Consider the following 22,399-nt stretch of genomic DNA (forward strand, 5'->3'; position numbering starts at 1 on the left):
TGTACACGAGGTGATTCGCGCCGATCATCGAAAAACGCGAACTCCGCACACGAACTCTGCTCCAACGACTGTCGAGCCATCTCGGCTCATTCGACGGAGCGATGACATGTACAAACGCAGCCTTGCAGTGCTGACCGTGGCGGCCGTGATGAGCGGTTGCTCGACGATAGAGAACCCGGTCGACTACGTGACCTTCCGCAACGAGCCGCTGGTCAAGCAGGTCGACCACGGCATGAGCAAGGAACAGGTGCTCACCCTCGGCGGCCCACCCTCCTCGGAAGTGCACAACAACGTCAGCGGCGGCACCTGCAACAACTACGTGCTGAATGTCGACGGCCTGGAGCAGCCCTACTACGTGGACTTCGATGTCAACGGCCGGGTCGACAGCAAGGGTTTCATGAGCTGCGCACAGCACCAGGACAACCAGCGCCGTCTGTGACAGCCAGCCGCCCGGCCGAAAGACAGCCGGGCGGCTGCAGTTAGAAGATCAGCTTGAACAGGCCAATCACCACGATCAGGCCAATGATGAAGATGATGCCAACGGTACCGACGAGAAACTTCAGCATGGAGCGCTCCTTGTTTGTCAGGTTCACACAGGTGTGACCTGTCCAGGCGCGCCAGGGTTTAGAGTTTTTGCCCCTCGGTCAGATACCCTCGCGCCGCTGACGCTTGATGGTGATGCTGTACTCGAGTTGTGGCTTGCGCGTCACGCTCACCGCTTTCCGACTCACGGTATCCAGGGTGATGTTCCAGAAACCACTGGAAGGCACGCGGATCTTCGCCGGGAACTTGATGAAGGCGCCGCCGTGGTAGGTATGCCGGCCACGGTTTCTGAAGGCGCGGAAGTTGGCATCGTTCATCAGGCGGATATTGCAGGGCTGCGAACACTGGATGACCACCAGATCGCCCTCTTCCAGTTGCTCGCGTTGATGGATGAATTTCATCGATTCGGACTCGGTGGTGAAACGGGGGCGCAATAGTGCCGCAAGCGGCGCAGCATCGCCAGCACGAGCGACGAGCCGCTTGCACCCAACGCGCCAGCTGCCTAGCATGCGCGCCCAGTTCATCTGCGTTCGATCCCCATGAAAGCCCTGCTCGCCAAGATCCCCACCCTGCTCGCCTGGCTCCACCGTTATCCGGGGCTGATCGCCATTTTCGGCTTCTGTTCGGGCGTCGCCAGCTTCCTCCTGGTGGATCGCCAGGCGCACCTGGCCAAGGTACTCGGGCTGGTTCTGCTGCTCAGTTGGGTCTGGCTGATACTGGAAAACCTGCTGCGTGAGCGCATCGCTCGACGCTTCGGTTTCGAGCTGCCATTGCCGCTGCTACGCTACGCCACCCAGGTGATCCACCAGGAAAGCCTGTTCTTCGTCCTGCCGTTCTTCTTCATCACCACCACCTGGAACAGCGGGCAGCTGCTGTTCAGTGGCCTGCTGGCAGCGGCCGCGCTGGCCTCGATCACCGACCCCATCTACTACCGCTGGCTGGCACCGCGCCGCTGGCTGTTGCTGAGCTTCCACACCCTGACGCTGTTCGCGGTAATGCTCACCGCGCTGCCGATCATCTTCCATCTGAGCACACCGCAGAGTTACGGCATCTCGCTGGCACTGGCGACCCTGCTGGCGCTCCCCAGCCTGGCGGGCGTGATCGGCTTCAGCGGCTGGCGCCGTGTGCTCGCCTTTACCCTGCTGCCGCTGGTACTGGCCGCCGGCGGCTGGATGGCGCGCGTCTGGGTACCGCCTGCGACGCTGTGGCTGAACGAAGTGGCCATCAGCGATCGCTTCGACGGCCAGTTGCGCACGCCGGGGGAACAGCTGGAAAGCGTAACTCTGGCGCAATTGCAGGACGACGGCCTGTACGCCTACACGGCGATCAATGCGCCTCGCGGGCTCAACGAGCGCATCTACCATGTCTGGCGCCACAACGGACGCGAGGTCGACCGCATCGCCCTGGATATCCATGGTGGGCGCAAGCAGGGTTACCGCGCCTGGACGCACAAGCTGCGCTTCCCCTCGGACGCTGCAGGCCAGTGGCAGGTACAGGTGGTCACGGAGGCTGGGCAGATGATCGGTGTGCTGCGCTTCGACGTGGTCGACACCCCGGCCAAGTGATAGCATCCGCGCCCCATGCAGCTCTCCGATATCACCCAACGCCTCGCCGACCTCGGCGCCAAACCCCAGCACATCGGGCGCATCACCCGTGCCTGGCTGCAGGGCAAGCCGCTGGACACCGGCACCAAGCACCAGAAAACCGAGAATTTCCTGCCGCTGACGGTGCGTGAGGCACTGCCGGCGCTGGCGGCTGATCTTGATGGCCTGGCCCGCCTGCGTTCCGAACACCCGGGAGCCGACGGCTCGGCGCGCCTGCTGGTGGAACTGGCCGACAAGCAGATGGTGGAAAGCGTGCTGCTGCCGCGCGACGGCCTGTGCATCTCCAGCCAGGTCGGTTGCGCCGTCGGTTGCGTATTCTGCATGACCGGCAAGAGCGGCCTGCTGCGCCAGCTCAGCAGCGCCGAGATGGTCGCCCAGGTCGCTCTGGGCCGACGCTTCCGCCCGGTGAAGAAAGTGGTGTTCATGGGCATGGGCGAGCCGGCGCACAACCTCGACAACGTGCTGGAGGCCATCGACCTGCTCGGCACCGAGGGCGGCATCGGCCAACGCAATCTGGTGTTCTCCACGGTCGGCGACCCGCGCGTATTCGAGCGCCTGCCACAGCAGCGTGTACGTCCGGCACTGGCCCTGTCGCTGCATACCACAGATGCCGAACTGCGCCAGCGTTTGCTGCCGAAGGCGCCGCGTATCGACCCCGAGGAACTGATAGAGCTGGGCGAGGCCTATGCCCGCACCATCGACTACCCCATCCAGTACCAGTGGACGCTGCTCAAGGGCATCAACGACAGCCAGGAGGAGATGGATAACATCCTGCGCCTGTTCAAAGGCAAGTTCGCCGTGCTCAACCTGATCCCCTACAACAGCCTGGAAGCGGACGATTATCAGCGCCCGGATGGCGAGCGTATCGTCGAGATGGTGCGCTACTTGCACAGCCGTGGCGTACTGACCAAGGTGCGCAACTCAGCGGGCCAGGATGTCGATGGAGGCTGCGGACAATTGCGCGCCCGCGCCACGGAATTGATCAAGGTTCGTAATCTGGATCGCAAATCGCCGAGCCGCCCTGCACTAACATGAGGCCTGGCGTTCTCTGAAGGAGTGCTCCATGCCCCGCTTTCCCGCTTTGCTCATCCTCGCCTCGCTGTGCCTGCCCATCGTCAGTCAGGCCGGAGTCCTGCGCGATAAACTCCAGGAACGCCGCGAAGCACGCGCCGAGCAACAACTGCTCGGCGAGCTACCGGCCGGCAGCCGCATCCTGCACGAGCAAACCTACGGCACAGATCCACGACAGGTTTTCGACGTTTACCTGCCGCCTAATGCGCAAACCGCACCCATTCTGTTCATGGTGCACGGTGGCGGCTGGTACACCGGCGACAAGGCCCGCGACGCGGTGATCGAGAACAAGGCCCGACACTGGCTAGGCAAGGGCTACATCCTGGTATCGAGCAACTACCGCCTGCTACCGGATGCCGACCCGCTGACCCAGGCCAGTGACGTGGCGCAGGCCATAACAGCCGTGCAACGCCAGGCCCGTGGCTGGGGCGGCGATCCGGCGCGCCTGGTGCTCATGGGCCATTCCGCCGGCGCTCACCTGGTCTCATTGCTGAGCAGCGACCCGCAACTGGCACCCGGGGTGTCGCCTTCTTGGCTCGGCACCGTCGCCCTGGACAGCGCCGCCTTCGACGTGCCGGCCGTGATGCAGGGTCGCCATCTGCCGCTGTACGACCGCGCCTTCGGCAAGGACAACAGCTACTGGCAGAAAGCCTCGCCGCTACATGTCCTGCGCAAGGACGCCCGCCCGCTGCTGGCCGTCTGCTCGACCCGGCGCAGCGACGCCTGCCCGCAGGCCGACGCCTATGCGGACAAGGCGCGCCAGCTGGGTGTGACGGTCAGCGTGGTGCGCGAGGATCGCTCGCACGGCGAGATCAACGCGGATCTCGGGGCCGATCCGACCTACACGGCGCGAGTCGATAGCTTCCTGAACACGCTCGGCCTGCCCTGAGGCAGGCCGAGCGTCCTTCACACGCCGCTCTTGACCTTGCTCCAGATACGCGTGCGCAGCCGGTCGATCTGTAGCGGCATGGCCTCCAGCGTGTACAGCTTGTCCATCACCGACTCCGGCGGGTACACGGTGGGATCGGCTTTCAGGGCCGGATCGACCAGGGCGTCGGCCTTGGCATTGCCGTTGGCGTACTTCACATGGTTGCTGATGGCCGCCATCACCTCGGGCTGCAGCAGGTAGTTCATGAAGGCATAGGCGCCCTCCTCGTTACCCGCATCGGCCGGCATGGCCACCATATCGAACCAGATTGGCGCGCCTTCCTTGGGAATCTCGTACTGGATCTTCACGCCGTTGCCCGCCTCGGCCGCGCGCGCACCGGCCTGCATGATGTCGCCGGAGAAGCCGACCGCCATGCAAATCTCGCCATTGGCCAGGTCGCCAACGTACTTGGAAGAATGGAAATACCGCACGTTCTTGCGCATCTCCATCAGCAGCGCTTCGGCGCGCTTGTAGTCTTCGGGGTTCTTGCTGTGGTGCGGCAGCCCCAGATGATGCAGGGCGATCGGCAGCATTTCCGGGCCATTGTCGAGGATCGCCACGCCGCACTGGCTCAGTTTGGCCAGTTTGGCCGGGTCGAACAGCACATCCCAGCTGTCCATGGCCACGTCATCGCCCAGCACCGCTCGCACCTTGTCGACGTTGTAGCCGATGCCAGTACTGCCCCAGAGGTAGGGGAAACCGTGTGCGTTGCCCGGATCGTTCACTTCCAGTGCCTTCATCAGCACCGGGTTGAGGTTGTTCCAGTTGGGCAACTTGCTGCGGTCGAGGGCCTTCAGTGCGCCGCCCTGGATCTGCCGGGCCATGAAGTGGTTGGAGGGGAACACCACGTCATAGCCGGAGCGGCCAGCCATCAGCTTGGCATCCAGGGTCTCGTTGCTGTCGTAAACGTCGTAGTGGGTCTTCAGACCGCTGGCCTGCTCAAACTGCTTGAGGGTGTCCGGGGCGATGTAGTCAGTCCAGTTATAGATGCGCACACTGTCAGCGGCATGGGCGGTGCCGGCCAGCAGCAGGCACGGAAGAAGTTTCTTCAGCATGGGAATACCTCGTTGAGTTGTTGTTCTAGGCAGTCACTGAAAAGGTGCTGATTCAGAAGATCAGCACATAGGTCTTGCGCACCGTTTCTTGTATGTCCCAGATGCCGGTGGTGTTGGCCGGCATCATCAGCGCGTCACCGGCGCAAATTTCGATAGGCTCACCGCCGTCGGGAGTGAAGGTGCAACGCCCGGCGACGAAGTGGCAGAACTCCTGCTGCACGATCTGCCGGCGCCAACGCCCCGGCGTGCATTCCCAGACACCGGTTTCCACGCCATCGCTGCGCTCGACGCTGGTGGTCGAAGTGACGGCCAGCGGCTCGCCCAGCGGGACAGCCACCGGATTGGAATCCTCCAGGGCGATCTCTGGTGTGTTACGGAAGTGAGTGATGTTCATGTGGGCTCCAGTAAAAGGTCGGCGGATACGAATGCTCGCTCAGCACATCAGGCTTTCCAGCCGTCCAGCCAGCGCTTGCGCCAGGCGTCGCCGCCAGGCCGGACTGCGCGGGCTGGCAAGCACCTCGTCTTCATGGACGAAGCTGCGGATGATCGCGTTGTAGCCGAGCCAGCGGCAGGGCTCGGGCTCCCAGCGACTCAGACGGGAAATCGGGCTGTCACTCAATACCCAGGGCTGCTGCAGCAACTCGCTGTCGCGCCCGAGGATGAGGTCGGCCAGGGTCCGGCCGCCAAGATTGGTGGCACCCACACCCTCACCGCCGTAGCCACCGGACAGCGCAATGCGGGTGCGCGTGTCGCGCAGCATGTGCGGCTGGAAACGCCGCGCCATGCCGAGGTTGCCGCCCCAGGAGTGGCTGAAGCGCACGTTGCGCAGCTGCGGGAAGAGTTCCCCCATCAGGTAGCGACGCAGACCGAGTTCATCTTCGGTCAGATTGAAGTCGTGACGCAGCCGGCCGCCGAAGCGGTAGCCGCCACGTGCACCGAAGATCAACCGATCATCGAGGCTGCGCTGACCATAGGTGACCTGCCGGCTGAACTCGCTGAAAGCCTGGCCACGTTCCAGGCCGATACCGGCCCAGACATCCGCCGGCAATGGCTCGGTGGCGACGATCAGGCTCTGCACCGGCAACTGATGATGGCCCAGCGGCGGCAGGCTCGCGGCATAGCCTTCGATAGCCGGTACGACCCAGTCAGCCGAGACGCAGGCCTGCGCGGTGCGCACCAGGCCGGGCTGCCAGTCGATCACCGGGCTGCGTTCATAGAGTTCGACGCCCATGCGTTCAACGCAGCGCGCCAGACCACGCACCAGCTTGGCCGGCTGAATGGTCGCGCAATGCGGGCTATACAGCGCGCCGTAGGCATTGGCGACACGCAGTTGCGCGGCCAGTTCGCTCGGCGACAGCCAGCGGTAATCGTCCTCACCGAGGCCCAGCTCGCGCAAATGCTGGAGGTAACCCCGCAGGCGTACTTCCTGCTCGGGGTAACGCGCGGCGCAATACAGCACGCCGCCTTTGCGCAGGTCGCAGTCGATGCCTTCACGAGCCACGACTTCGGCCACTTCATCGGGAATACCGTGCAGCAGGTCGAAGGATGCCTTGCGCTCAGTCGCAGGCAGAGCGCGCAGCAGGCGATCCTCGCCGAGCAGGTTGCCCATCAGCCAGCCGCCATTGCGCCCGGATGCGCCGAAACCAGCCGTCTCGGCCTCCAGAATCACGACACGTAGTTGCGGGGCATGCCGCTTGAGGTAATAGGCCGTCCACAACCCGGTATAACCGGCACCGATGATCGCCACATCGACCTGCAGGTCGGCCTGCAGGCTAGGCCTAGCCGGTAGTGGATCATCGAGCTGATCCATCCACAGGCTGATAGTGCGCCAGGAATTCATCCGCGCCTCCGTCATCCAACGATGACACAAGGCTAGTCGTGGCGATCAGTCGCTGTCTTGCGTGCGTGCACGCGCGGAAATCTCTTTCAGGTAGGCCTTCGGTGACAAGCCGGTATGTCGCTTGAAACAGCTGTAGAACGCCGACAGGGAGTTGAAGCCGGCGGCGAATGCCAGCTCGTCGATACGCTTGAGATCACTCCCAGCCTGCAGGCCATCCAGCAGATATTGCAACCGCGCGCGGTTGACGTAGCGATAGAAGCTCTCGCCGAGCACCTGGTTGAGCAGGTGGGAAATCTGATTGCGGCTGTAGCCGGTGGCGGCGGCGACCTGCTGCAGATCCAGCTCAGGGTCGAGGAACGGCTGGCTGCGCTGGAAATAATCCTGAAGATCCTGCGCCAGCTGCCCGAGCTGGCGCGTGGACAGGCCCAACCGGCTGATCGCCGGACGTGAGCTGGCCGTTTCCGCACCGTCACGCCCCTCGCGCACCAGGGTCGCATATTCATTGATTCGCCAGATCAGCCCCTCACGCACGGTGATGGCCTCGCCGGTACGAAACGAGACCAGCCCCTCTCCGCCCTGCAGACTGGTGCGGTACTGGATGAAGGCGGTATGCCCATCGATACGGATACGGTCGACGTGCTCCAACAGCTCCCCTGGCCGACGCGGCAGGTTGTGCTCGACATACTCGCGCAGGTCACTCAAGCGCATGCAGCGCTGCTGGTAGAAGTCGTTGTACTCGATGTCCGGATGATAGAGCGCCAGCACCGCCTCGAGGTCGCGGTGCTTCCAGCTCAGGTGATAACGCAGGATGGTCTCGCGCGTGCGCTCGGTTTGTGCAGCGTCATCGGGGAATGAGGGGTCGGCGGGAAGCATGGAAAACCTGTCAGCGAAGCCTGCCAGCAGCTTGCCTGATTCGCTTTCAATCGCCCAGCCTCGGACGGGCTAGACTCAATGGCGAGATTTCTTCTGCCGGAGGTCGACATGGAAAAGGACGAAAAGCCCCTGACCCTTCTGGAAATGCTGCAGAGCGTTCTGGCTGCCGCCTTTGGCGTGCAGAGCGGCAAGAACCGCAGCCGGGATTTCAGCCGGGGCAAGCCCAGCCACTTCATCCTGCTCGGCGTGATCTTCACCAGCTTCTTCGTCCTGGTGCTACTGGGCGTGGTGAAACTGATCCTGCATCTGGCCGTCGGCTGATCACTCCAGCAGCGCGTCGACCGAACAGGCACTGCCGCCCGGGTTGAGCACGGCACTGAAACGGGTGAAATCGACATCCGCTTGCGCCCGCTTCAGGTGCTTGGCCAGGCTTCGCGCCTGATCGCCGCTGATCAAGCGCAACAGCCGCGCGATCTGATCCTTGCCACCTCGGCTGGCGAAGTCGGCGCCATGCGCGTGATCGTAGAGCATCACCAGGGCACAGCCACCCAGCAGGAAGTGCCCGCTGGCGAGAATATCGATACGCCCATCCGCATGGGCCTGCAATACCCGTTGCGAATTGTTCAGCGCCGAGTAATGCAGCTTGCGCCCCAGCTCCTGCGCGGCCTGCATCACTCCAAAGGCCATTTCGTCGTTGGCCGACCAGATCAGGTCGAGCCTGGGGTAACGCGGTAACAGCGCCCTGGCCTGCTCATAGGCACGACGCTGCTGCCACTCGCCGTACAAGGCCTGTTCAAGGCGCACGTTCGGCGCCTCAGCCAACGCCCTGTGCAACCCATCCAGGCGCAAGGTGGCCGAAGGAGTCTGCTTGACCCCGGTAAACGCCAGCATCTGCGCGGGCCGCCCGCCGGCCTGCTCGATCAGCGCACGCCCCATCAGGTAACCCGCCTCTTCATCATTGGGCACCAGGCTGCCGATCCAGTTGCTGTAACGCTCGCGGCTACCACCGGTGAGCGCCCGCTGCTCCGGGTTGAGCGTGCTGTGCAAGGCGAACAGGCGGGTACGCCGCCCCTCGAAAAGACGCAGTATCTGTGGGCCGGCGAATTGTTCGTTGGTAAAAATCAGGTAATCCGGAGGGGTTGCCGAGTGGCTGAGCTGACGAGCCACTTGCAGCATGCGCGGCACGTCCCGCTCGCCATAGATGACCTCGAACTGCATGCCGAGCTGCGCGGCCGCCTCGTGCATGAAGCGACTGTAGTCGACCCAGAACGGCTCGTTGCTGTAACCGGGATTGATGAAAACGACCGAGACGGGCTTATCCGCCGCTCCGGCAACGGCGACCCACAACATCACGCACAGGCCCAGCACCCACCTGATCACCGACGCACATCCTCCACAAGTCGGCGCAGTATAGGGCTAACGGCAGAAAAACGCCGAGCCGTGATCAGCAGGTCAGCGGCCGCTGACCCAGAACACTGCAGTGGAGACGACGATGAGGATAAGCAAAAGAATTGCCCAGGCGTCGACGACACTGTCGCCACGTTCGCTATCACCCTGACTGCTCATATGTCCCCCTTCGTTCTTGTCGGTGTAGGCGGTTGATAGGAGTTAAGACCAGCCTTTGCCATCGCTCAAGGCCGTATCGATGCAACGCCGAGCCGGCTTATTACCAAATCATCGGCTTATATACTCAAACTTCACTTTTACGCATAAAGCTGAGCTGGTATCGTGCCCCGGCTCCGTGTTCATACGGGGTGCGCGGCCGTGCGCGCTGATTGGCAGTTGCCTGAAAAACAGGACCCTTCATGTACGTATATGACCAGTACGATCAGAAGATCGTCGAGGATCGCGTCAAGCAGTTCCGCGATCAAACCCGTCGCTACCTCGCTGGTGAGCTGAGTGGCGAGGAGTTCCGCCCGCTGCGCCTGCAAAATGGCCTCTATATCCAGCGCTTCGCCCCGATGCTGCGCATCGCCGTTCCCTACGGCCTGATGTCCTCGACGCAAGTGCGCATGATGGCCAAGATCGCCCGCGATTATGACAAGGGCTATGCGCACATCAGCACCCGGCAGAACGTGCAGTTCAACTGGCCGGAGCTGGAAGACGTGCCGGAGATTCTCGCCGAGCTGGCCACCGTGCAGATGCACGCCATCCAGACCAGCGGCAACTGCATCCGCAACACCACCACCGACCAGTTCGCTGGCGTGGCCAAGGACGAGATCGTCGATCCGCGCCCCTGGTGCGAAATCATCCGTCAGTGGTCGACCTTCCACCCCGAGTTCTCGCACCTGCCGCGCAAGTTCAAGATCGCCGTCAACGGCGCCGTGAGCGACCGCGCCGCCATCGAAGTGCATGACATCGGCCTGGAAGCGGTGAAGAACGAAGCCGGGGAACTGGGCTTCCGTGTTTCCGTCGGTGGCGGCCTGGGCCGTACCCCGATCGTCGGCAGCTTCATCAATGAATTCCTGCCGTGGCAGCACCTGATCAGCTATCTCGACGCCATCCTGCGCGTGTACAACCGCTACGGCCGTCGTGACAACAAGTACAAGGCGCGCATCAAGATCCTGGTCAAGGCGCTGACCCCCGAGGTGTTCGCCGAGCGCGTCAACGCCGAGTGGGCACACCTCAAAGACGGCCCGATGACCCTGACCGAGGCCGAAGTGGCGCGCGTCGCCGCCCACTTCGTCGACCCGGCTTACCTGGCCCTGCAGGACGAAGACGCCCTGCTCACCCAGCAGGACGCCGAGCACCCAGGTTTCGCCCGCTGGCGCCAGCGCAACACCTTCGCCCACAAGAAGCCCGGCTACGTCGCCGTGACTCTGTCGCTCAAGCCCACCGGCGTGGCGCCAGGCGACGTCACCGACAAGCAGCTCGACGCCATCGCCGAACTGGCTGACCGCTACAGCTTCGGCGAGGTGCGTAACAGCCACAACCAGAACATCATTCTCGCCGACGTCGAGCAGCGTCAGTTGTTCACCCTCTGGGGCGAGCTACGCGAGCAAGGTTTCGCCACGCCGAACGTGGGCCTGCTGACCGATATCATCTGCTGCCCAGGCGGCGATTTCTGCTCGCTGGCCAATGCCAAGTCGATCCCGGTGGCCGAAGCCATCCAGCGCCGCTTCGACGATCTCGACTACCTGTTCGACATCGGCAACCTCGACCTGAACATTTCCGGCTGCATGAATGCTTGCGGCCACCACCACGTCGGCCACATCGGCATTCTCGGCGTGGACAAGAAAGGCCAGGAGTTCTACCAAGTATCGCTCGGCGGCAGCGCCGGCCGTGATGCCAGCCTGGCGCAGATCCTCGGCCCGTCCTTCGCCCAGGACGACATGCCGGACGTGGTCGACAAGATCATCAAGGTCTACGTCGAGCAACGTACCGAAGAAGAAAGCTTCCTCGATACCTACCGCCGCATCGGTATCGACCCGTTCAAGGAGCGCGTCTATGCAGCGAATCATTAAGAACGGCCAGGTGATCGACGAAACCTGGCACCTGCTGGCCAAGGACGTGACCCTGGACGCCATCCCCAACTGCGACGACGTCATCGTGCCGCTGGCATTGTGGGTCGAGCACGGCCACGCCCTCAAGGCCCGCGATGGCGGCCTGGGTGTTTGGCTGGAAGCTGGCGATGAAATCGAGGAAATCGCCGATGACCTGGCGAATTTTCAGGTGATCGCTCTGGAGTTCCCGGCCTTCACCGACGGCCGTCACTCCTCCACCGCCTACCTGCTGCGCACCCGCTACGGCTACAAAGGTGAAGTGCGTGCCATCGGCGACGTGCTGCGCGATCAACTGTTCGCACTGCGCCGGGTCGGTTTCGATGCCTTCGCCCTGCGTGCGGACAAGGATCCCATCGACGCCCTCAAGGCCTTCGAGGAGTACGACGAGGTTTATCAGGCCTCTGCCGATCAGCCACTGCCGCTGTTCCGTCGCCGCGCTTGAATCGCCTGCAGAAACGCAAAGGCCCCGCACTGCGGGGCCTTTTCATTGGCGTGGCACTCAGTCCAGATGCACCAGCACCCGACCGACCATGCTGCCAGCAAGGATCTGCTCGATAGCATCAGGCAGCGCTTCCAGCGCGACTTCATGAGCCAACGGCGCCAGATCCAGCTTCCACTGTAGCGACAGCTTGTCCCACATGGATGCCTTGACCACCAGCGGCAACTCCACCGAATCCACGCCCAGCAGGTTGACGCCACGCAGGATGAACGGCAGCACCGACGCCTGGAAAGCGACTCCTGCAGTCAGGCCGCAGCAGGCCACGCTACCACTGTGACGCAGTGACTTGACCACGTTGAACAGGATATCGCCACCCACCGTATCCACCGCTGCTGCCCAGCGCTCCTTGAGCAGTGGCCGTTCGACGCCCTGCTGCAGTTCCTCACGCGTGACGATCTCGTCGGCACCCAGGCCGCGCAGGAACTCGGCCTGATCCGCCTTGCCGGTGGCAGCCGCGACGCGATAACCGAGCTTCTTCAGCAGCATCACGGCAACGCTACCAACGCCACCAGTAGCGCCAGTGACCAATACGAGGCCATCACGCGGCGCGACGCCGACACGCTCCAGCTTGTCCACGCACAGCGCCGCCGTCAGGCCAGCGGTACCCAGCAACATCGCTTCACGCAGCGACAGCCCCTGCGGACGCTTGATCGCCCAGGCCGCCGGTATGCGAATGTATTGGCCAAAGCCGCCAGCCGTATTCATGCCCAAGTCGTAGCCGGTAACGATCACCTCGTCGCCGACGGCGAACTCGCCCACGCTGGAGGCCTCGACCACCCCCGCAGCATCGATGCCCGGCGTGTGCGGGTACTGCTTGGTCACGCCACGATTGCCGCTGGCCGACAAGGCATCCTTGTAGTTGAGCGAGGAATAACGCACGCGAATCAGCAATTCGCCATCCGCGAGATCGGTCAGTTGGCGCTGCACCACCTGGCGCTGGAAGCTGCCATCAGCCTTTTCACTGACCAGCAATGCCTTGAATTCAGTCATCTCCGTCTCCTGTCGTCGTGATTCTTCAAGCTACCAGAAGCGCTGCTGTTGCAGGCGGCTCAGCCAGGTCAGCACGAAGCGGTCGAGTGCCACGCTGGCGGCAAGGCCGACACGCTCCTGCAGGCTTTTCTTCTGGGCGAAATGCAGATGGAACAGCTCGGCCTGCGCCGCACGCTCGGCCAGGTATTGATCGCTGGTCTTGAGCTCGTCGACCAGCAGGCGTTCCTGCGCCGCCATACCCAACCAGACCTCACCGGTCGCCACGGCATCGATGTCCAGCTGTGGGCGGTAGCGGGCGACGAAGCCCTTGAACAACTCATGGGTGATCTCCAGGTCTTCCTGGAACTTCTCCCGGCCCTTGTCGGTGTTCTCACCGAATACGGTCAGGGTGCGCTTGTATTCGCCGGCGGTCAGCACCTCGAAGTCGATATCGTGCTTTTTCAGCAGACGGTGCACGTTGGGCAACTGCGCGACCACGCCAATGGAGCCGAGAATGGCGAACGGCGCACTGAGGATCTTCTGGCCGATGCAGGCCATCATGTAGCCGCCGCTGGCCGCCACCTTGTCCACGCACACGGTCAGCGGAATGCCGGCCTCACGGATACGTGCCAGTTGCGACGATGCCAGGCCATAGCTGTGCACCATGCCGCCACCGCTTTCCAGGCGCAGCACCACTTCGTCCTCGGCCTTGGCCATCGACAGCAGTGCCGTGACTTCATGGCGCAAATTGTCGGTGGCAGACGCCTTGATATCGCCATCGAAGTCCAGCACGAAAACCCGAGGCTTGCTGCTCGGCGCCTTCTTCTCCAGCTTGGCCGCCTTGGCTTCGGCCTTGCGCAGAGCTTTCAACTCGTCCTTGCGCAACACCGAGTGCTCCAGGTGCTCGCGTAGGTTCTTGTAGAAATCGTTGAGTTTTTCGACCTGCAACTGTCCGCCAGCTCGGCGCCCCTTGCCGCGCAGGGCCGCGATGAAGACCAGCACCACGACGATGGCGACCACGACGGTCAAGGTTTTGGCGAGAAAGCCGGCATACTCACTAAGAAACTCCACAGATCCCCCTTGGAAAACGATTCAGTCAGGCGCGCGGGCCAAAGATTTGCGACGCTGGGCGCCTGAACGAGCATTCAAGCATACCGACGCAAGCGCACATCCACCATTGGCTTACGGACGCGCATCGAGGTTTTTACGGCAATTCAAACAAGCGTATGTTTTTTCGTTGACAGTGCTTCGGCTTCCTCATAACCTCGCGAAACTTTCAACGTGCCGGGAAGACGACGGACGTGGGCAGCATCTACCTGATTCGACATGGCCAGGCTTCATTCGGCGCAGACGATTACGACGTGCTGTCCCCCACCGGCGTGCGCCAGGCAGAGGTGCTTGGTGCGCACCTGGCACAGCTGGGCGTGCGCCTGGATCGCTGCATAAGCGGCAGCCTGCGCCGCCAACAGCACACCGCACGAGCCACCCTGGAACAACTGGCCACAGCGCCTGCCCTGGAAATCGACGACGCGTTCAACGAGTTCGATGCCGATGCGGTAATCCGTACGCTGGTGCCCGGCATCCTCGCTGAAGAACCCGAAGCGCTGGATATCCTGCGCAATGGCGCGAATAACCGCGCCGAGTTCCAGCGCCTGTTCGCCAAGCTGATCCAGCGCTGGGTGTCCGGCGAATACGACGTACACGGCCTGCAGAGCTGGCAGGCATTCGTCAACCAGGTCGAAGGTGGCCTGCAACGTATTCTCGAGCAGGCAGACAGCAAGCAGAACATCGCGGTGTTCACCTCCGGTGGCACCATTACCGCCCTGCTGCGTCTGATCACCGACGTACCGGCCTGCAAGGCGTTCGAACTGAACTGGCAAATCGTCAATACCTCGCTCAGCCTGCTGAAGTTTCGCGGGCGCGAGGTAAGTCTGGCTTCCTTCAACAGCCATGTGCATCTGCAGCTGCTGAAGGCGCCTGAGCTCATCACCTACCGATGAGCCCGGCCCCATGCGGCCTCGCGCCGCGCGAAAAACCTGAAAAGAAGGATAAGACCATGAGTGTTGCTGACATCGCCCAAACCATGCAATCCAAGTTCAACGCCAGCGCCGCTGCCGGCCTGGATCTGGTGTTCCAGTTCAACATCGAAGATGGCGAGAACTACGCGCTGATCGTCAAGGACGGCACCTGCGCCCTCGAACAAGGCGACAACCCGAACGCCAACGTCACCCTGATCATGGACAGCGAGACCCTCAAAGGCATCGTCAGCGGTGAAACCGACGGCATGCAGGCCTTCATGGCTGGCAAGCTGCGCGCCGAAGGCGACATGATGCTGGCGATGAAGCTGGGCGAACTGTTCCCGGTCTGATCAGCGAGCTGATTGCAAGACACGAAAACCGGAGTCCTGGCACTCCGGTTTTTTATTGCCTGCATCCCTGGCGCCGCCCCTTCGTGTCGTCGCTGCGCGACGCTCGCAGACGGCTGAACCAGGCCACTCCAAGGTGACTGATCAGGCAGTTTGATCGAGGGGCAACACGCCCACCTATAACGGCGCGTATTGCTTGTGACGACCCGGGTGCAGCATTAGATTAGAAAATTATCTGGGGCACCCATCATAAGTAGAAGGGATAGACATGGCGCTCACTGATCAATCCACTGGCATCCGCGCAGGCGAAGAACTTGACGCAGGCACCATCGACGCCTACCTCAAGGCCCACATCTCCGATCTCGAAGGCGCACCACGTATCAGCCAGTTTCCAGGCGGCGCATCGAACCTGACCTACCTGATCGAATACCCCCAGCAGGAATTCGTGCTGCGTCGCCCGCCGTTCGGCCACAAGGCCAAATCCGCCCATGACATGGGCCGTGAGTACCGCATCCTCAATCAACTCAATGCCGGCTTCCCCTACTGCCCCAAAGCCTATGTGCACTGCACCGACGAGTCGGTGATCGGCGCCGAGTTCTACGTCATGGAACGGGTCAAGGGCATCATCCTGCGCTCGGAGATGCCGGCCGAGCTGAGCTTCAGCGCCGAGCAGACCACGAGCCTGTGCAAGAGCTTCATCGACAAGCTGGTCGAGCTGCATAACGTCGATTACAACGCCTGCGGTCTGGGCGACCTGGGCAAGCCAGAGGGTTATGTCGAACGCCAGATCAAAGGCTGGAGCGACCGCTACGAGAAGGCCCTGACCCCAGACGCGCCGACCTGGGAACCGGTCAAGGCCTGGTTGAACGACAAGATGCCGGCCGACCACCACAAGCCCGGCATCGTGCACAACGACTACCGCTTCGACAACGTGATCCTTGACCCGAACAATCCGATGCAGATCATCGGCGTGCTCGACTGGGAGATGACCACCATCGGCGACCCACTGATGGATCTGGGCAACACCCTGGCCTACTGGATCGAAGCCGGCGATCCACCACCGGTACAGCTGATGCGCCGCCAGCCGAGCAACGCGCCGGGCATGCTCACGCGCCAGCAGTTCGTCGACTACTACGCCGAAAAAGCCGGCATCGCTATCAACAGCTTCGACTTCTACTACACCTACGGCCTGTTCCGCCTGGCCGGCATCGTGCAGCAGATCTACTACCGCTTCTATCACGGCCAGACCCAGGACAAGCGCTTCGCCCAGTTCATTCACATGAACAAGCTGCTGGAGCAGATGTGCCTGCAGGTCATCGCTAAATCCACTCTCTAACCCGGGGTAATCACAATGTCCAAGACCCACCTGTTCGACCTCGACGGCAAGATCGCCTTCGTCTCCGGCGCCAGCCGCGGCATCGGCGAGGCCATCGCCAAGCTGCTGGCCCAGCAAGGCGCCCACGTGATCGTCTCCAGCCGCAAGATCGACGGCTGCCAGGCCGTGGCCGATGCCATTATCGCCGAAGGTGGCAAAGCCACCGCCATCGCCTGTCACATCGGCGAGATGGAGCAGATCCAGAGCGTCTTCGCGCAGATCAGAGAACAGTTCGGTCGCCTCGACATCCTGGTCAACAACGCCGCCACCAACCCGCAGTTCTGCAACGTGCTGGACACCGACCTCTCCGCCTTCCAGAAGACCGTGGACGTGAACATTCGCGGCTACTACTTCATGTCCATCGAAGGCGGCAAGCTGATGAAGGAGAACGGCGGCGGCTCGATCATCAACGTCGCCTCGATCAATGGCGTCTCCCCCGGCGAGTTCCAGGGCATCTACTCGGTGACCAAGGCCGCCGTGATCAGCATGACCAAGGTCTTCGCCAAGGAATGCGCGCAGTTCGGCATTCGCTGCAACGCGCTGCTGCCGGGCCTGACCGATACCAAGTTCGCCTCGGCGCTGACCAAGAACGACGCCATCCTCAAGCATGCCCTGCAACGTATCCCGCTCAAGCGCGTGGCCGACCCGAGCGAAATGGCCGGCACTGTGCTGTACCTGGCCAGTGACGCCTCCAGCTACACCACCGGCGTGGCCCTGAACGTGGATGGCGGTTTCCTTTCCTGAGGAACCTTCCTCCCCCTCGTGAGGCTCAACACCCTCTCCCGCCCTTCGGGCACCCTCTCCCGCAAGCGGGAGAGGGTCATCAGATGGCCGCAGGCGGCCGCTACCAGTCCTTCAACGCTGCCTTGGCGGCCGAGTTCATCGGCTCGGCCAGAAGGCCAGTTGGCGTAAGGCTGACGCTGTATACCGCATCATCGGCAATCGGCAGGTAGGTCACGCGCAAGGCCTGCGCATCGAACAGAAACAGGTCACGCTGATTCAGGCGCAGCCAACGCCACAGATCGACGCCATAGGGACTTTGTGCCAGTTGCACGCGCCCTCGCTGCGCCAGGGCCTGCTGTTCGATGGCGAGAAAGCGGCCGGTAAGGCGCTCCAGGCGATAACCCGGCTCCAGCCCGATCAGATTGGCCAGCCCCTTCCAGCGGATCAGGCGCCCGTCGAGCTGCCACAAGTCGCCTTCCAGTGTAACGGTACGCTCCCGACCGCCCTCCAGCAGGCTCACGCTGTAGCGCTGCGGCCCGTCGGCCTTGAAGCTCAGGGTGACCAGCGGCTTGCCCTCGGGCAATCGCTCGTAGTTGTACAGATCGTAAGCCACCAATCCGACCAGAGCGGCCAGGGCGAGGAACGCCAGGCCAACGGTGCCCCGCAACCAACCGAGAAACCAGCCGGTATTGAGCAGGACGCGCAGCGCCACCAGCAGCACCAGAAGCGCCAGCAAGGCGACTGCCCAGGCCAAGCCGTTGTATTGCATCGATCACGTTCCTTCTCTGGCGAAATGCGGGCATTATGCGCAGCTCTTCTGCCCACGAACAGCCGAGACGCTGCGCACTCGCCCACAAGTCGACATTTTCCATGCCCTTTCTGCTCGAACTCGCCATCGATCCCGGCACCCTGGCCGTCCTCGTACTGGTCGCCTTCATCGCCGGCTTCATCGATGCCATCGCCGGCGGTGGCGGCCTGCTGACCATCCCGGCACTGCTCACCGCTGGCCTGCCACCGCATCTGGTATTGGGTACCAACAAGCTCTGTGCGACCTTCGGTTCCGGCACGGCGGCCTTCACCTTCTACCGGCGCAAGCTCTTCGATCCGAACCAATGGCGCAACGCCTTGCTGGCAACGCTGATCGGCGCCCTGCTTGGCGCAGTGATCGCCCACTGGATGCCAGCTCAATGGCTCAATCAGATGCTGCCAGCCGTGGTCTTCGCCTGCGGCCTGTACCTGCTGTTTGGCCGCACACCACAGGCACCCAGCGAGCAGAACCTGCCCATCGCCCGTGGCCGGCAGTGGCCGCAAGGACTAGGACTGGGACTCTATGACGGCGTAGCCGGCCCCGGCACCGGAGCCTTCTGGACGGTCAGCAGCCTGCTGATGTATCCGCTCGATCTGGTGCGCGCCAGCGGGGTGGCGCGGACGATGAACTTCGTCAGCAACGCCGCTGCCCTGGTCGTGTTCATTGCGTTCGGTCAGGTCGCCTGGGTGCTGGGGCTGAGCATGGGAGCGGCGCTGATGGTCGGTGCATTCCTGGGCGCGCGCACAGCGATCAAGGGCGGCTCGAAGTTCATTCGCCCGGTGTTCATTCTGGTGGTACTGGCACTGACTGCGCGCCTGGTCTGGCAGCACTGGCTCGCCTGACACCACTGGGCGTGGCAGGCCAACCCCGTACTACGGCAGGATGGGTTCAGGCAAGCCTAGGCGTCGTGCGACATACAGATCGATCAGATGCCGAGCAATCGAGCGCGACGCCGGCAGCGGCGGCAGATCATCGACGCGGAACCAGCGAGCATCCTCAATCTCGTCCTCCTGCATGACGATCTCGCCGCCGGCATATTCGGCATGGAAGCCGAGCATCAGTGAATGCGGGAACGGCCAGCCCTGGCTGCCGATGTACTGCAGGTTGTGCACCTGCAGGCCCACCTCTTCGTGCACCTCGCGTGCGACGCAGTGCTCGACCGACTCACCCGGCTCGACGAAGCCAGCCAGCGTGCTGTAGACGCCGGTGACGAAACGCGGGGAACGCGCCAGCAGGATTTCATCGCCACGGGTCACCAGCACGATCATGCTCGGCGACAGGCGCGGATAATGCTGCGACTCGCATGTCTCGCAGCGCATCGCCCACTCGCCCGGTACTTGGCGGGTGGCCTCACCACAACTGCCGCAGAAACGGTGCTCGCGCTGCCAGGTACCGATTTGCGCGGCGTAGGCCAGCATGCGGAAGGTCTCGGCATCGCCCTGCAGCATGAACTGGCGCAGACTTTGCCAACTGCAGCCTTCCAGTGCGGCCGAGGACTCTACCTGCAGCAGGAAGACCGCATCCTTGCCGAAATAGCCGATGCCCTGTTCGCTGACGATGGGCAGATCCTGACGCTTGATCCAGTCACGCGGGAACAGCACGCCATTGCTGTCGGCCAGGAACTGCTGACGGTCATACAGCAAGGCCCAGCCGCCTGCCTGCGCAGGATCGAGGTAGGTATGACGCCAGACCATCAGGCTGCCACCGACATGCCCAGGGCCTTGATGCTCTCCTCGGCCAGATCGAGCACGCTCGGCTGGGTTTCGGGTCGCAGCACGGCACCGGCTTCGAGGTAATACTCCAGGCTGCTCAGGGCATCGGCCAGGGTTTCCAGCATCTGCTCGGACGGCATCTGCCCGGCATCGAGCATGCGCGTCTGGATGTAATCGGCACAGGCACCGACCAAGGCGGCAGCACGGCGCTGCTCGAGGAACCACAGCCCACCGCGCACGGCCTGCAAACTGAACGGCACATTGGCCAGATGCATCTTGTCGCCGGCAGACTCGAGGTAGGCGGTAATGGCCCGCTTTGCCAACGCCAGGCCGGCCTGAGCCTCGTCGACCACGACGATGCGCGCCTCGGCCAACTGATGGCCGGCAAACGACTGTGCCTCATCGCCCGGTTCAACCGGTTGCGGCTTGCTTTCACGATGCTCGCCACGCTCCAGGCTGGCGACCATGCCCTCGACATAGAGCACGGCATCCGCCAATTGCAGCAACTGCTGCGGCTGCGGCGCTGTGCTGTCCATCCAGGTGGCGACTTGTGGCAACTGCGCACTCAACGAGTTACCCGCCGAGCTCAGCCCGACCATGCTCAGGGTCTTGGCCAGCTTGCCCAGCAGCGCATGCAGCGTTCCCAGGGTCTCTTCATGCTGAGTGCCACGTTCGAGCAGGTCGAGCATGTCCTTGACGCTGGCCAGCTCCTCGCGAATGGCGGTGGAGAGCGAGCGCATCACCGCCTGCCCAGGGCCGGACAGGCGCTTGTATTCCTCTTCCAGCATATGGTCGGTGAACGGCAGTGGCGCCAGCCCGAACACCTCACGCACGGCGCTAGCATTGGCGCTATGACTATCGGCCAGGGCGACCAGATAGAGCAGCTCCTTGAGCAGGCTGCGTGGTGCTTCGTACTGAGGATTGGCGAGCACCAGCTTCAGTTCGCGGTCGAGGCGCGAGAGCAATTGCTTGCGCGACTTGCGCGGCAGCAGTTGACCATCGGCCTGGGACTCGATGGCAGCGCTGCCGATCCAGCACATGCGCCCGCCCGGCTCGCCAGCGAACAGCTTGCTCAAGCGCTCCATCGCGCGCGCCATGAGCTTGAGGCTGCCCTGCAGGTTCTGTTCGCGAATCAGACCGAGCAGGCCAACCTGATACATGTGACGCAAACGCTTGGCTTCGACCTGCTTGGCCGCGCTATCGATCGGCAGCGCAGGCGTGTGCGGGCGCGCCTGGTCGAGGCGCACGCTGAAGAAGAAACTCTCGGGCAAAGGTTGCTGTGCGCCGGCCTGGCGCAAATCGTTGATCGCCGGCAGCAGCAGCTCGGGCATTTCCTGGCGATGGGCATCGACGTTTTCGAGATAACGGCGCAGTACATGCAGCGCATTACTCAAGGCGGCCAACTGCACGTCACGCTCCTCACCGGCACCGGCAGGGATGTCCGTGGCCTGGTCGAGCACTTCCTGAGCCAGCAGCTCGGCACCGGCCAACTCCACCAGATTGAGCGTGCCGCGCACCTGGTGCAGGCTTTCCACGGCCTGCTGCAGCAGGCTGCCGTTGTGACGTTCGGCGATGAACTGTTCGAGGCTCTGCTCGGCTTCTTCCATGGTGACGAACAACTCGTCGCGCACCAGGTTCAGGGACGTGGCTCCACTCACCATACGCTAGGCACCTCGTAACTCGCGACGAACAACGCTGGGCAGGGCATCAGTCGGCGAACTCCGGCTTTTGCTTGGTCATGTGCGCAGCCATGGCCAGGCGCAGGTCTTCGGACTGCAGCATGGCGGCATTCCAGGTGGCAATGTATTCGAGGCCATCGTCGACCCGGTGATCGCGCATGTAGCGAATCATTTCCTTGGTGCCGCGGATGGCGATCGGCGACTTGGCAGCGATCTCGCCAGCCAGTTGCATGACTCCGGCGAGCAGCGCCTCTTGATCGGCATAGGTGCGATTGACCAGGCCGATGCGGGCGGCCTCCTCACCGTCGATGGTGCGCCCGGTGAAGGCCAGTTCCCGCATCATTCCGTCACCGATGATCCGTGGCAGGCGCTGCAGGGTACCGACATCCGCCGCCATGCCCATGTCGATCTCCTTGATGGAGAACTGTGCATCGGCGGTGGCGTAGCGCATGTCGCAGGCGCTGATCAGATCGATGGCGCCGCCCAGGCAGTACCCCTGGATCGCCGCCAGGACAGGCTTGCGGCAATTGTCCACGGCATTGAACGAGGCCTGCAGTTCGAGAATCTTGCGGCGCAGCGCGTTGGCATTGCGTCCGACGTCCTTGCCCAGTTGCGCACCGACCGAGGCCAGCAGCATCAGATCGATGCCGGAAGAAAAGTGTTTGCCGGCACCAGACAGCACCACGACGCGCACGGCATCGGTGTTATCGATCCAGTCGAAGATGTCGATGATCTCGCGCCAGAAGTCGGCGTTCATCGCATTGACCTTCTCTGGACGGTTGATCTGCACATGGGCGATCTTGTCCGCCAGGTCGACGCGGAAGGCTTGGTAGTCGGACATGGCAGTCATCC

General features: G+C 62.9%; 25 protein-coding genes. 12 read left to right on the forward strand and 13 right to left on the reverse strand.

The annotated features are described in order from the left end of the window. Nucleotides 1-106: 106 nt before the first annotated feature. Nucleotides 107-439 carry an osmotically-inducible lipoprotein OsmE gene (gene osmE / locus ACODS1_RS04555; protein WP_322977729.1) on the forward strand — a complete coding sequence of 111 codons (333 nt, stop codon included), beginning with the start codon at nucleotides 107-109 and terminating at the stop codon, nucleotides 437-439. A 40-nt stretch (nucleotides 440-479) separates the two neighbouring features. Here osmE and ACODS1_RS04560 read toward each other — a convergent pair whose 3' ends face one another. Both ACODS1_RS04560 and ACODS1_RS04565 read right to left on the reverse strand, forming a co-directional pair. Continuing rightward, nucleotides 480-593 (reverse strand): small membrane protein YohP, encoded by a 114-nt coding sequence (locus ACODS1_RS04560; protein ID WP_489084716.1) that lies wholly within the window; start codon nucleotides 591-593, stop codon nucleotides 480-482. A 51-nt stretch (nucleotides 594-644) separates the two neighbouring features. After that, entirely contained in the window at nucleotides 645-944 is a 300-nt protein-coding gene (locus tag ACODS1_RS04565; RefSeq protein WP_322977728.1) for a DUF1883 domain-containing protein, read from the reverse strand. Nucleotides 945-1,082: 138 nt separating this feature from the next. On the opposite strand from ACODS1_RS04565, the gene ACODS1_RS04570 reads away from it, so the two are divergent. From ACODS1_RS04570 to ACODS1_RS04580, 3 genes are read left to right on the forward strand one after another with little or no spacing between them, the layout of a single operon-like run. Continuing rightward, a complete protein-coding gene (locus ACODS1_RS04570; RefSeq protein WP_322977727.1) occupies nucleotides 1,083-2,108 on the forward strand; it encodes a DUF5924 family protein in 1,026 nt (341 codons plus the stop codon). 15 nt (nucleotides 2,109-2,123) lie between these two features. Next, entirely contained in the window at nucleotides 2,124-3,182 is a 1,059-nt protein-coding gene (locus tag ACODS1_RS04575) for an RNA methyltransferase (RefSeq protein ID WP_322977726.1), read from the forward strand. Between the two features lie 28 nt (nucleotides 3,183-3,210). Beyond that, a complete protein-coding gene (locus tag ACODS1_RS04580; RefSeq protein ID WP_322977725.1) occupies nucleotides 3,211-4,107 on the forward strand; it encodes an alpha/beta hydrolase in 897 nt (298 codons plus the stop codon). 17 nt (nucleotides 4,108-4,124) lie between these two features. On the opposite strand, the gene ACODS1_RS04585 is transcribed toward ACODS1_RS04580, so the two are convergent. The 4 genes from ACODS1_RS04585 to ACODS1_RS04600 are packed head-to-tail and all read right to left on the reverse strand — an operon-like array spanning nucleotide 4,125 to nucleotide 7,914. Continuing rightward, complete coding sequence (locus ACODS1_RS04585; protein ID WP_322977724.1) at nucleotides 4,125-5,201, reverse strand: polyamine ABC transporter substrate-binding protein; 1,077 nt, start codon at nucleotides 5,199-5,201, stop codon at nucleotides 4,125-4,127. A 52-nt stretch (nucleotides 5,202-5,253) separates the two neighbouring features. Then, nucleotides 5,254-5,595: a cupin domain-containing protein gene (locus ACODS1_RS04590; protein ID WP_322977723.1), complete on the reverse strand. Its 342-nt coding sequence runs from the start codon at nucleotides 5,593-5,595 to the stop codon at nucleotides 5,254-5,256. Between the two features lie 39 nt (nucleotides 5,596-5,634). Then, complete coding sequence (locus ACODS1_RS04595) at nucleotides 5,635-7,041, reverse strand: NAD(P)/FAD-dependent oxidoreductase (protein WP_489084717.1); 1,407 nt, start codon at nucleotides 7,039-7,041, stop codon at nucleotides 5,635-5,637. Nucleotides 7,042-7,086: 45 nt separating this feature from the next. Continuing rightward, on the reverse strand, nucleotides 7,087-7,914 hold the full coding sequence (locus tag ACODS1_RS04600) for an AraC family transcriptional regulator (RefSeq protein ID WP_489084718.1): 828 nt from the start codon (nucleotides 7,912-7,914) through the stop codon (nucleotides 7,087-7,089). A gap of 108 nt (nucleotides 7,915-8,022) precedes the next feature. Between ACODS1_RS04600 and ACODS1_RS04605 the strand changes: the two genes are divergently transcribed. Next, nucleotides 8,023-8,235 (forward strand): DUF2970 domain-containing protein, encoded by a 213-nt coding sequence (locus tag ACODS1_RS04605; protein ID WP_322977720.1) that lies wholly within the window; start codon nucleotides 8,023-8,025, stop codon nucleotides 8,233-8,235. Here ACODS1_RS04605 and ACODS1_RS04610 read toward each other — a convergent pair whose 3' ends face one another. After that, nucleotides 8,236-9,294: an ABC transporter substrate-binding protein gene (locus tag ACODS1_RS04610; protein WP_489084719.1), complete on the reverse strand. Its 1,059-nt coding sequence runs from the start codon at nucleotides 9,292-9,294 to the stop codon at nucleotides 8,236-8,238. Nucleotides 9,295-9,719: 425 nt separating this feature from the next. Here ACODS1_RS04610 and ACODS1_RS04615 point away from each other — a divergent pair, with 425 nt between their 5' ends. Both ACODS1_RS04615 and ACODS1_RS04620 read left to right on the forward strand, forming a co-directional pair. Next, nucleotides 9,720-11,378: a nitrite/sulfite reductase gene (locus ACODS1_RS04615; protein WP_489084720.1), complete on the forward strand. Its 1,659-nt coding sequence runs from the start codon at nucleotides 9,720-9,722 to the stop codon at nucleotides 11,376-11,378. After that, complete coding sequence (locus ACODS1_RS04620; protein ID WP_489084721.1) at nucleotides 11,362-11,859, forward strand: DUF934 domain-containing protein; 498 nt, start codon at nucleotides 11,362-11,364, stop codon at nucleotides 11,857-11,859. The genes ACODS1_RS04615 and ACODS1_RS04620 overlap by 17 nt, the downstream gene beginning before the upstream one ends. A 57-nt stretch (nucleotides 11,860-11,916) precedes the next feature. Here ACODS1_RS04620 and ACODS1_RS04625 read toward each other — a convergent pair whose 3' ends face one another. Both ACODS1_RS04625 and sohB read right to left on the reverse strand, forming a co-directional pair. After that, entirely contained in the window at nucleotides 11,917-12,906 is a 990-nt protein-coding gene (locus tag ACODS1_RS04625; protein WP_489084722.1) for a YhdH/YhfP family quinone oxidoreductase, read from the reverse strand. Nucleotides 12,907-12,936: 30 nt separating this feature from the next. Beyond that, the gene (sohB, locus tag ACODS1_RS04630; protein ID WP_489084723.1) at nucleotides 12,937-13,956 is read right to left on the reverse strand and encodes a protease SohB; all 1,020 of its coding nucleotides are present in this window, start codon (nucleotides 13,954-13,956) and stop codon (nucleotides 12,937-12,939) included. A gap of 230 nt (nucleotides 13,957-14,186) precedes the next feature. On the opposite strand from sohB, the gene ACODS1_RS04635 reads away from it, so the two are divergent. The 4 genes from ACODS1_RS04635 (at nucleotide 14,187) to ACODS1_RS04650 (ending at nucleotide 17,369) form a co-directional block, all read left to right on the forward strand. After that, entirely contained in the window at nucleotides 14,187-14,885 is a 699-nt protein-coding gene (locus ACODS1_RS04635) for a histidine phosphatase family protein (protein ID WP_489084724.1), read from the forward strand. Nucleotides 14,886-14,941: 56 nt separating this feature from the next. Next, on the forward strand, nucleotides 14,942-15,253 hold the full coding sequence (locus ACODS1_RS04640) for an SCP2 sterol-binding domain-containing protein (RefSeq protein ID WP_003459932.1): 312 nt from the start codon (nucleotides 14,942-14,944) through the stop codon (nucleotides 15,251-15,253). Nucleotides 15,254-15,518: 265 nt separating this feature from the next. Further along, the gene (locus ACODS1_RS04645; protein WP_489084725.1) at nucleotides 15,519-16,586 is read left to right on the forward strand and encodes a phosphotransferase family protein; all 1,068 of its coding nucleotides are present in this window, start codon (nucleotides 15,519-15,521) and stop codon (nucleotides 16,584-16,586) included. 15 nt (nucleotides 16,587-16,601) lie between these two features. After that, nucleotides 16,602-17,369, forward strand: a complete 768-nt coding sequence (locus ACODS1_RS04650; protein ID WP_489084726.1) for an SDR family oxidoreductase — start codon at nucleotides 16,602-16,604, stop codon at nucleotides 17,367-17,369. Nucleotides 17,370-17,469: 100 nt separating this feature from the next. Here ACODS1_RS04650 and ACODS1_RS04655 read toward each other — a convergent pair whose 3' ends face one another. Beyond that, complete coding sequence (locus tag ACODS1_RS04655) at nucleotides 17,470-18,117, reverse strand: hypothetical protein (RefSeq protein WP_489084727.1); 648 nt, start codon at nucleotides 18,115-18,117, stop codon at nucleotides 17,470-17,472. Nucleotides 18,118-18,218: 101 nt separating this feature from the next. Here ACODS1_RS04655 and ACODS1_RS04660 point away from each other — a divergent pair, with 101 nt between their 5' ends. Next, a complete protein-coding gene (locus ACODS1_RS04660; protein ID WP_489084728.1) occupies nucleotides 18,219-18,998 on the forward strand; it encodes a TSUP family transporter in 780 nt (259 codons plus the stop codon). A 30-nt stretch (nucleotides 18,999-19,028) separates the two neighbouring features. Here ACODS1_RS04660 and nudC read toward each other — a convergent pair whose 3' ends face one another. Genes nudC through ACODS1_RS04675 form a run of 3 tightly spaced genes read right to left on the reverse strand, consistent with a single transcriptional unit; the run spans nucleotide 19,029 to nucleotide 22,388 of the window. Then, nucleotides 19,029-19,850, reverse strand: coding sequence for an NAD(+) diphosphatase (nudC, locus tag ACODS1_RS04665; RefSeq protein WP_489084729.1), 822 nt, complete (start codon nucleotides 19,848-19,850; stop codon nucleotides 19,029-19,031). Further along, complete coding sequence (locus ACODS1_RS04670) at nucleotides 19,850-21,529, reverse strand: FimL-related protein (protein ID WP_489084730.1); 1,680 nt, start codon at nucleotides 21,527-21,529, stop codon at nucleotides 19,850-19,852. The genes nudC and ACODS1_RS04670 overlap by 1 nt, the downstream gene beginning before the upstream one ends. A gap of 46 nt (nucleotides 21,530-21,575) precedes the next feature. Then, entirely contained in the window at nucleotides 21,576-22,388 is an 813-nt protein-coding gene (locus ACODS1_RS04675; protein WP_489084731.1) for a crotonase/enoyl-CoA hydratase family protein, read from the reverse strand. Nucleotides 22,389-22,399 lie beyond the last annotated feature (11 nt).

The organism is Pseudomonas sp. FG29 (genome assembly GCF_057809355.1).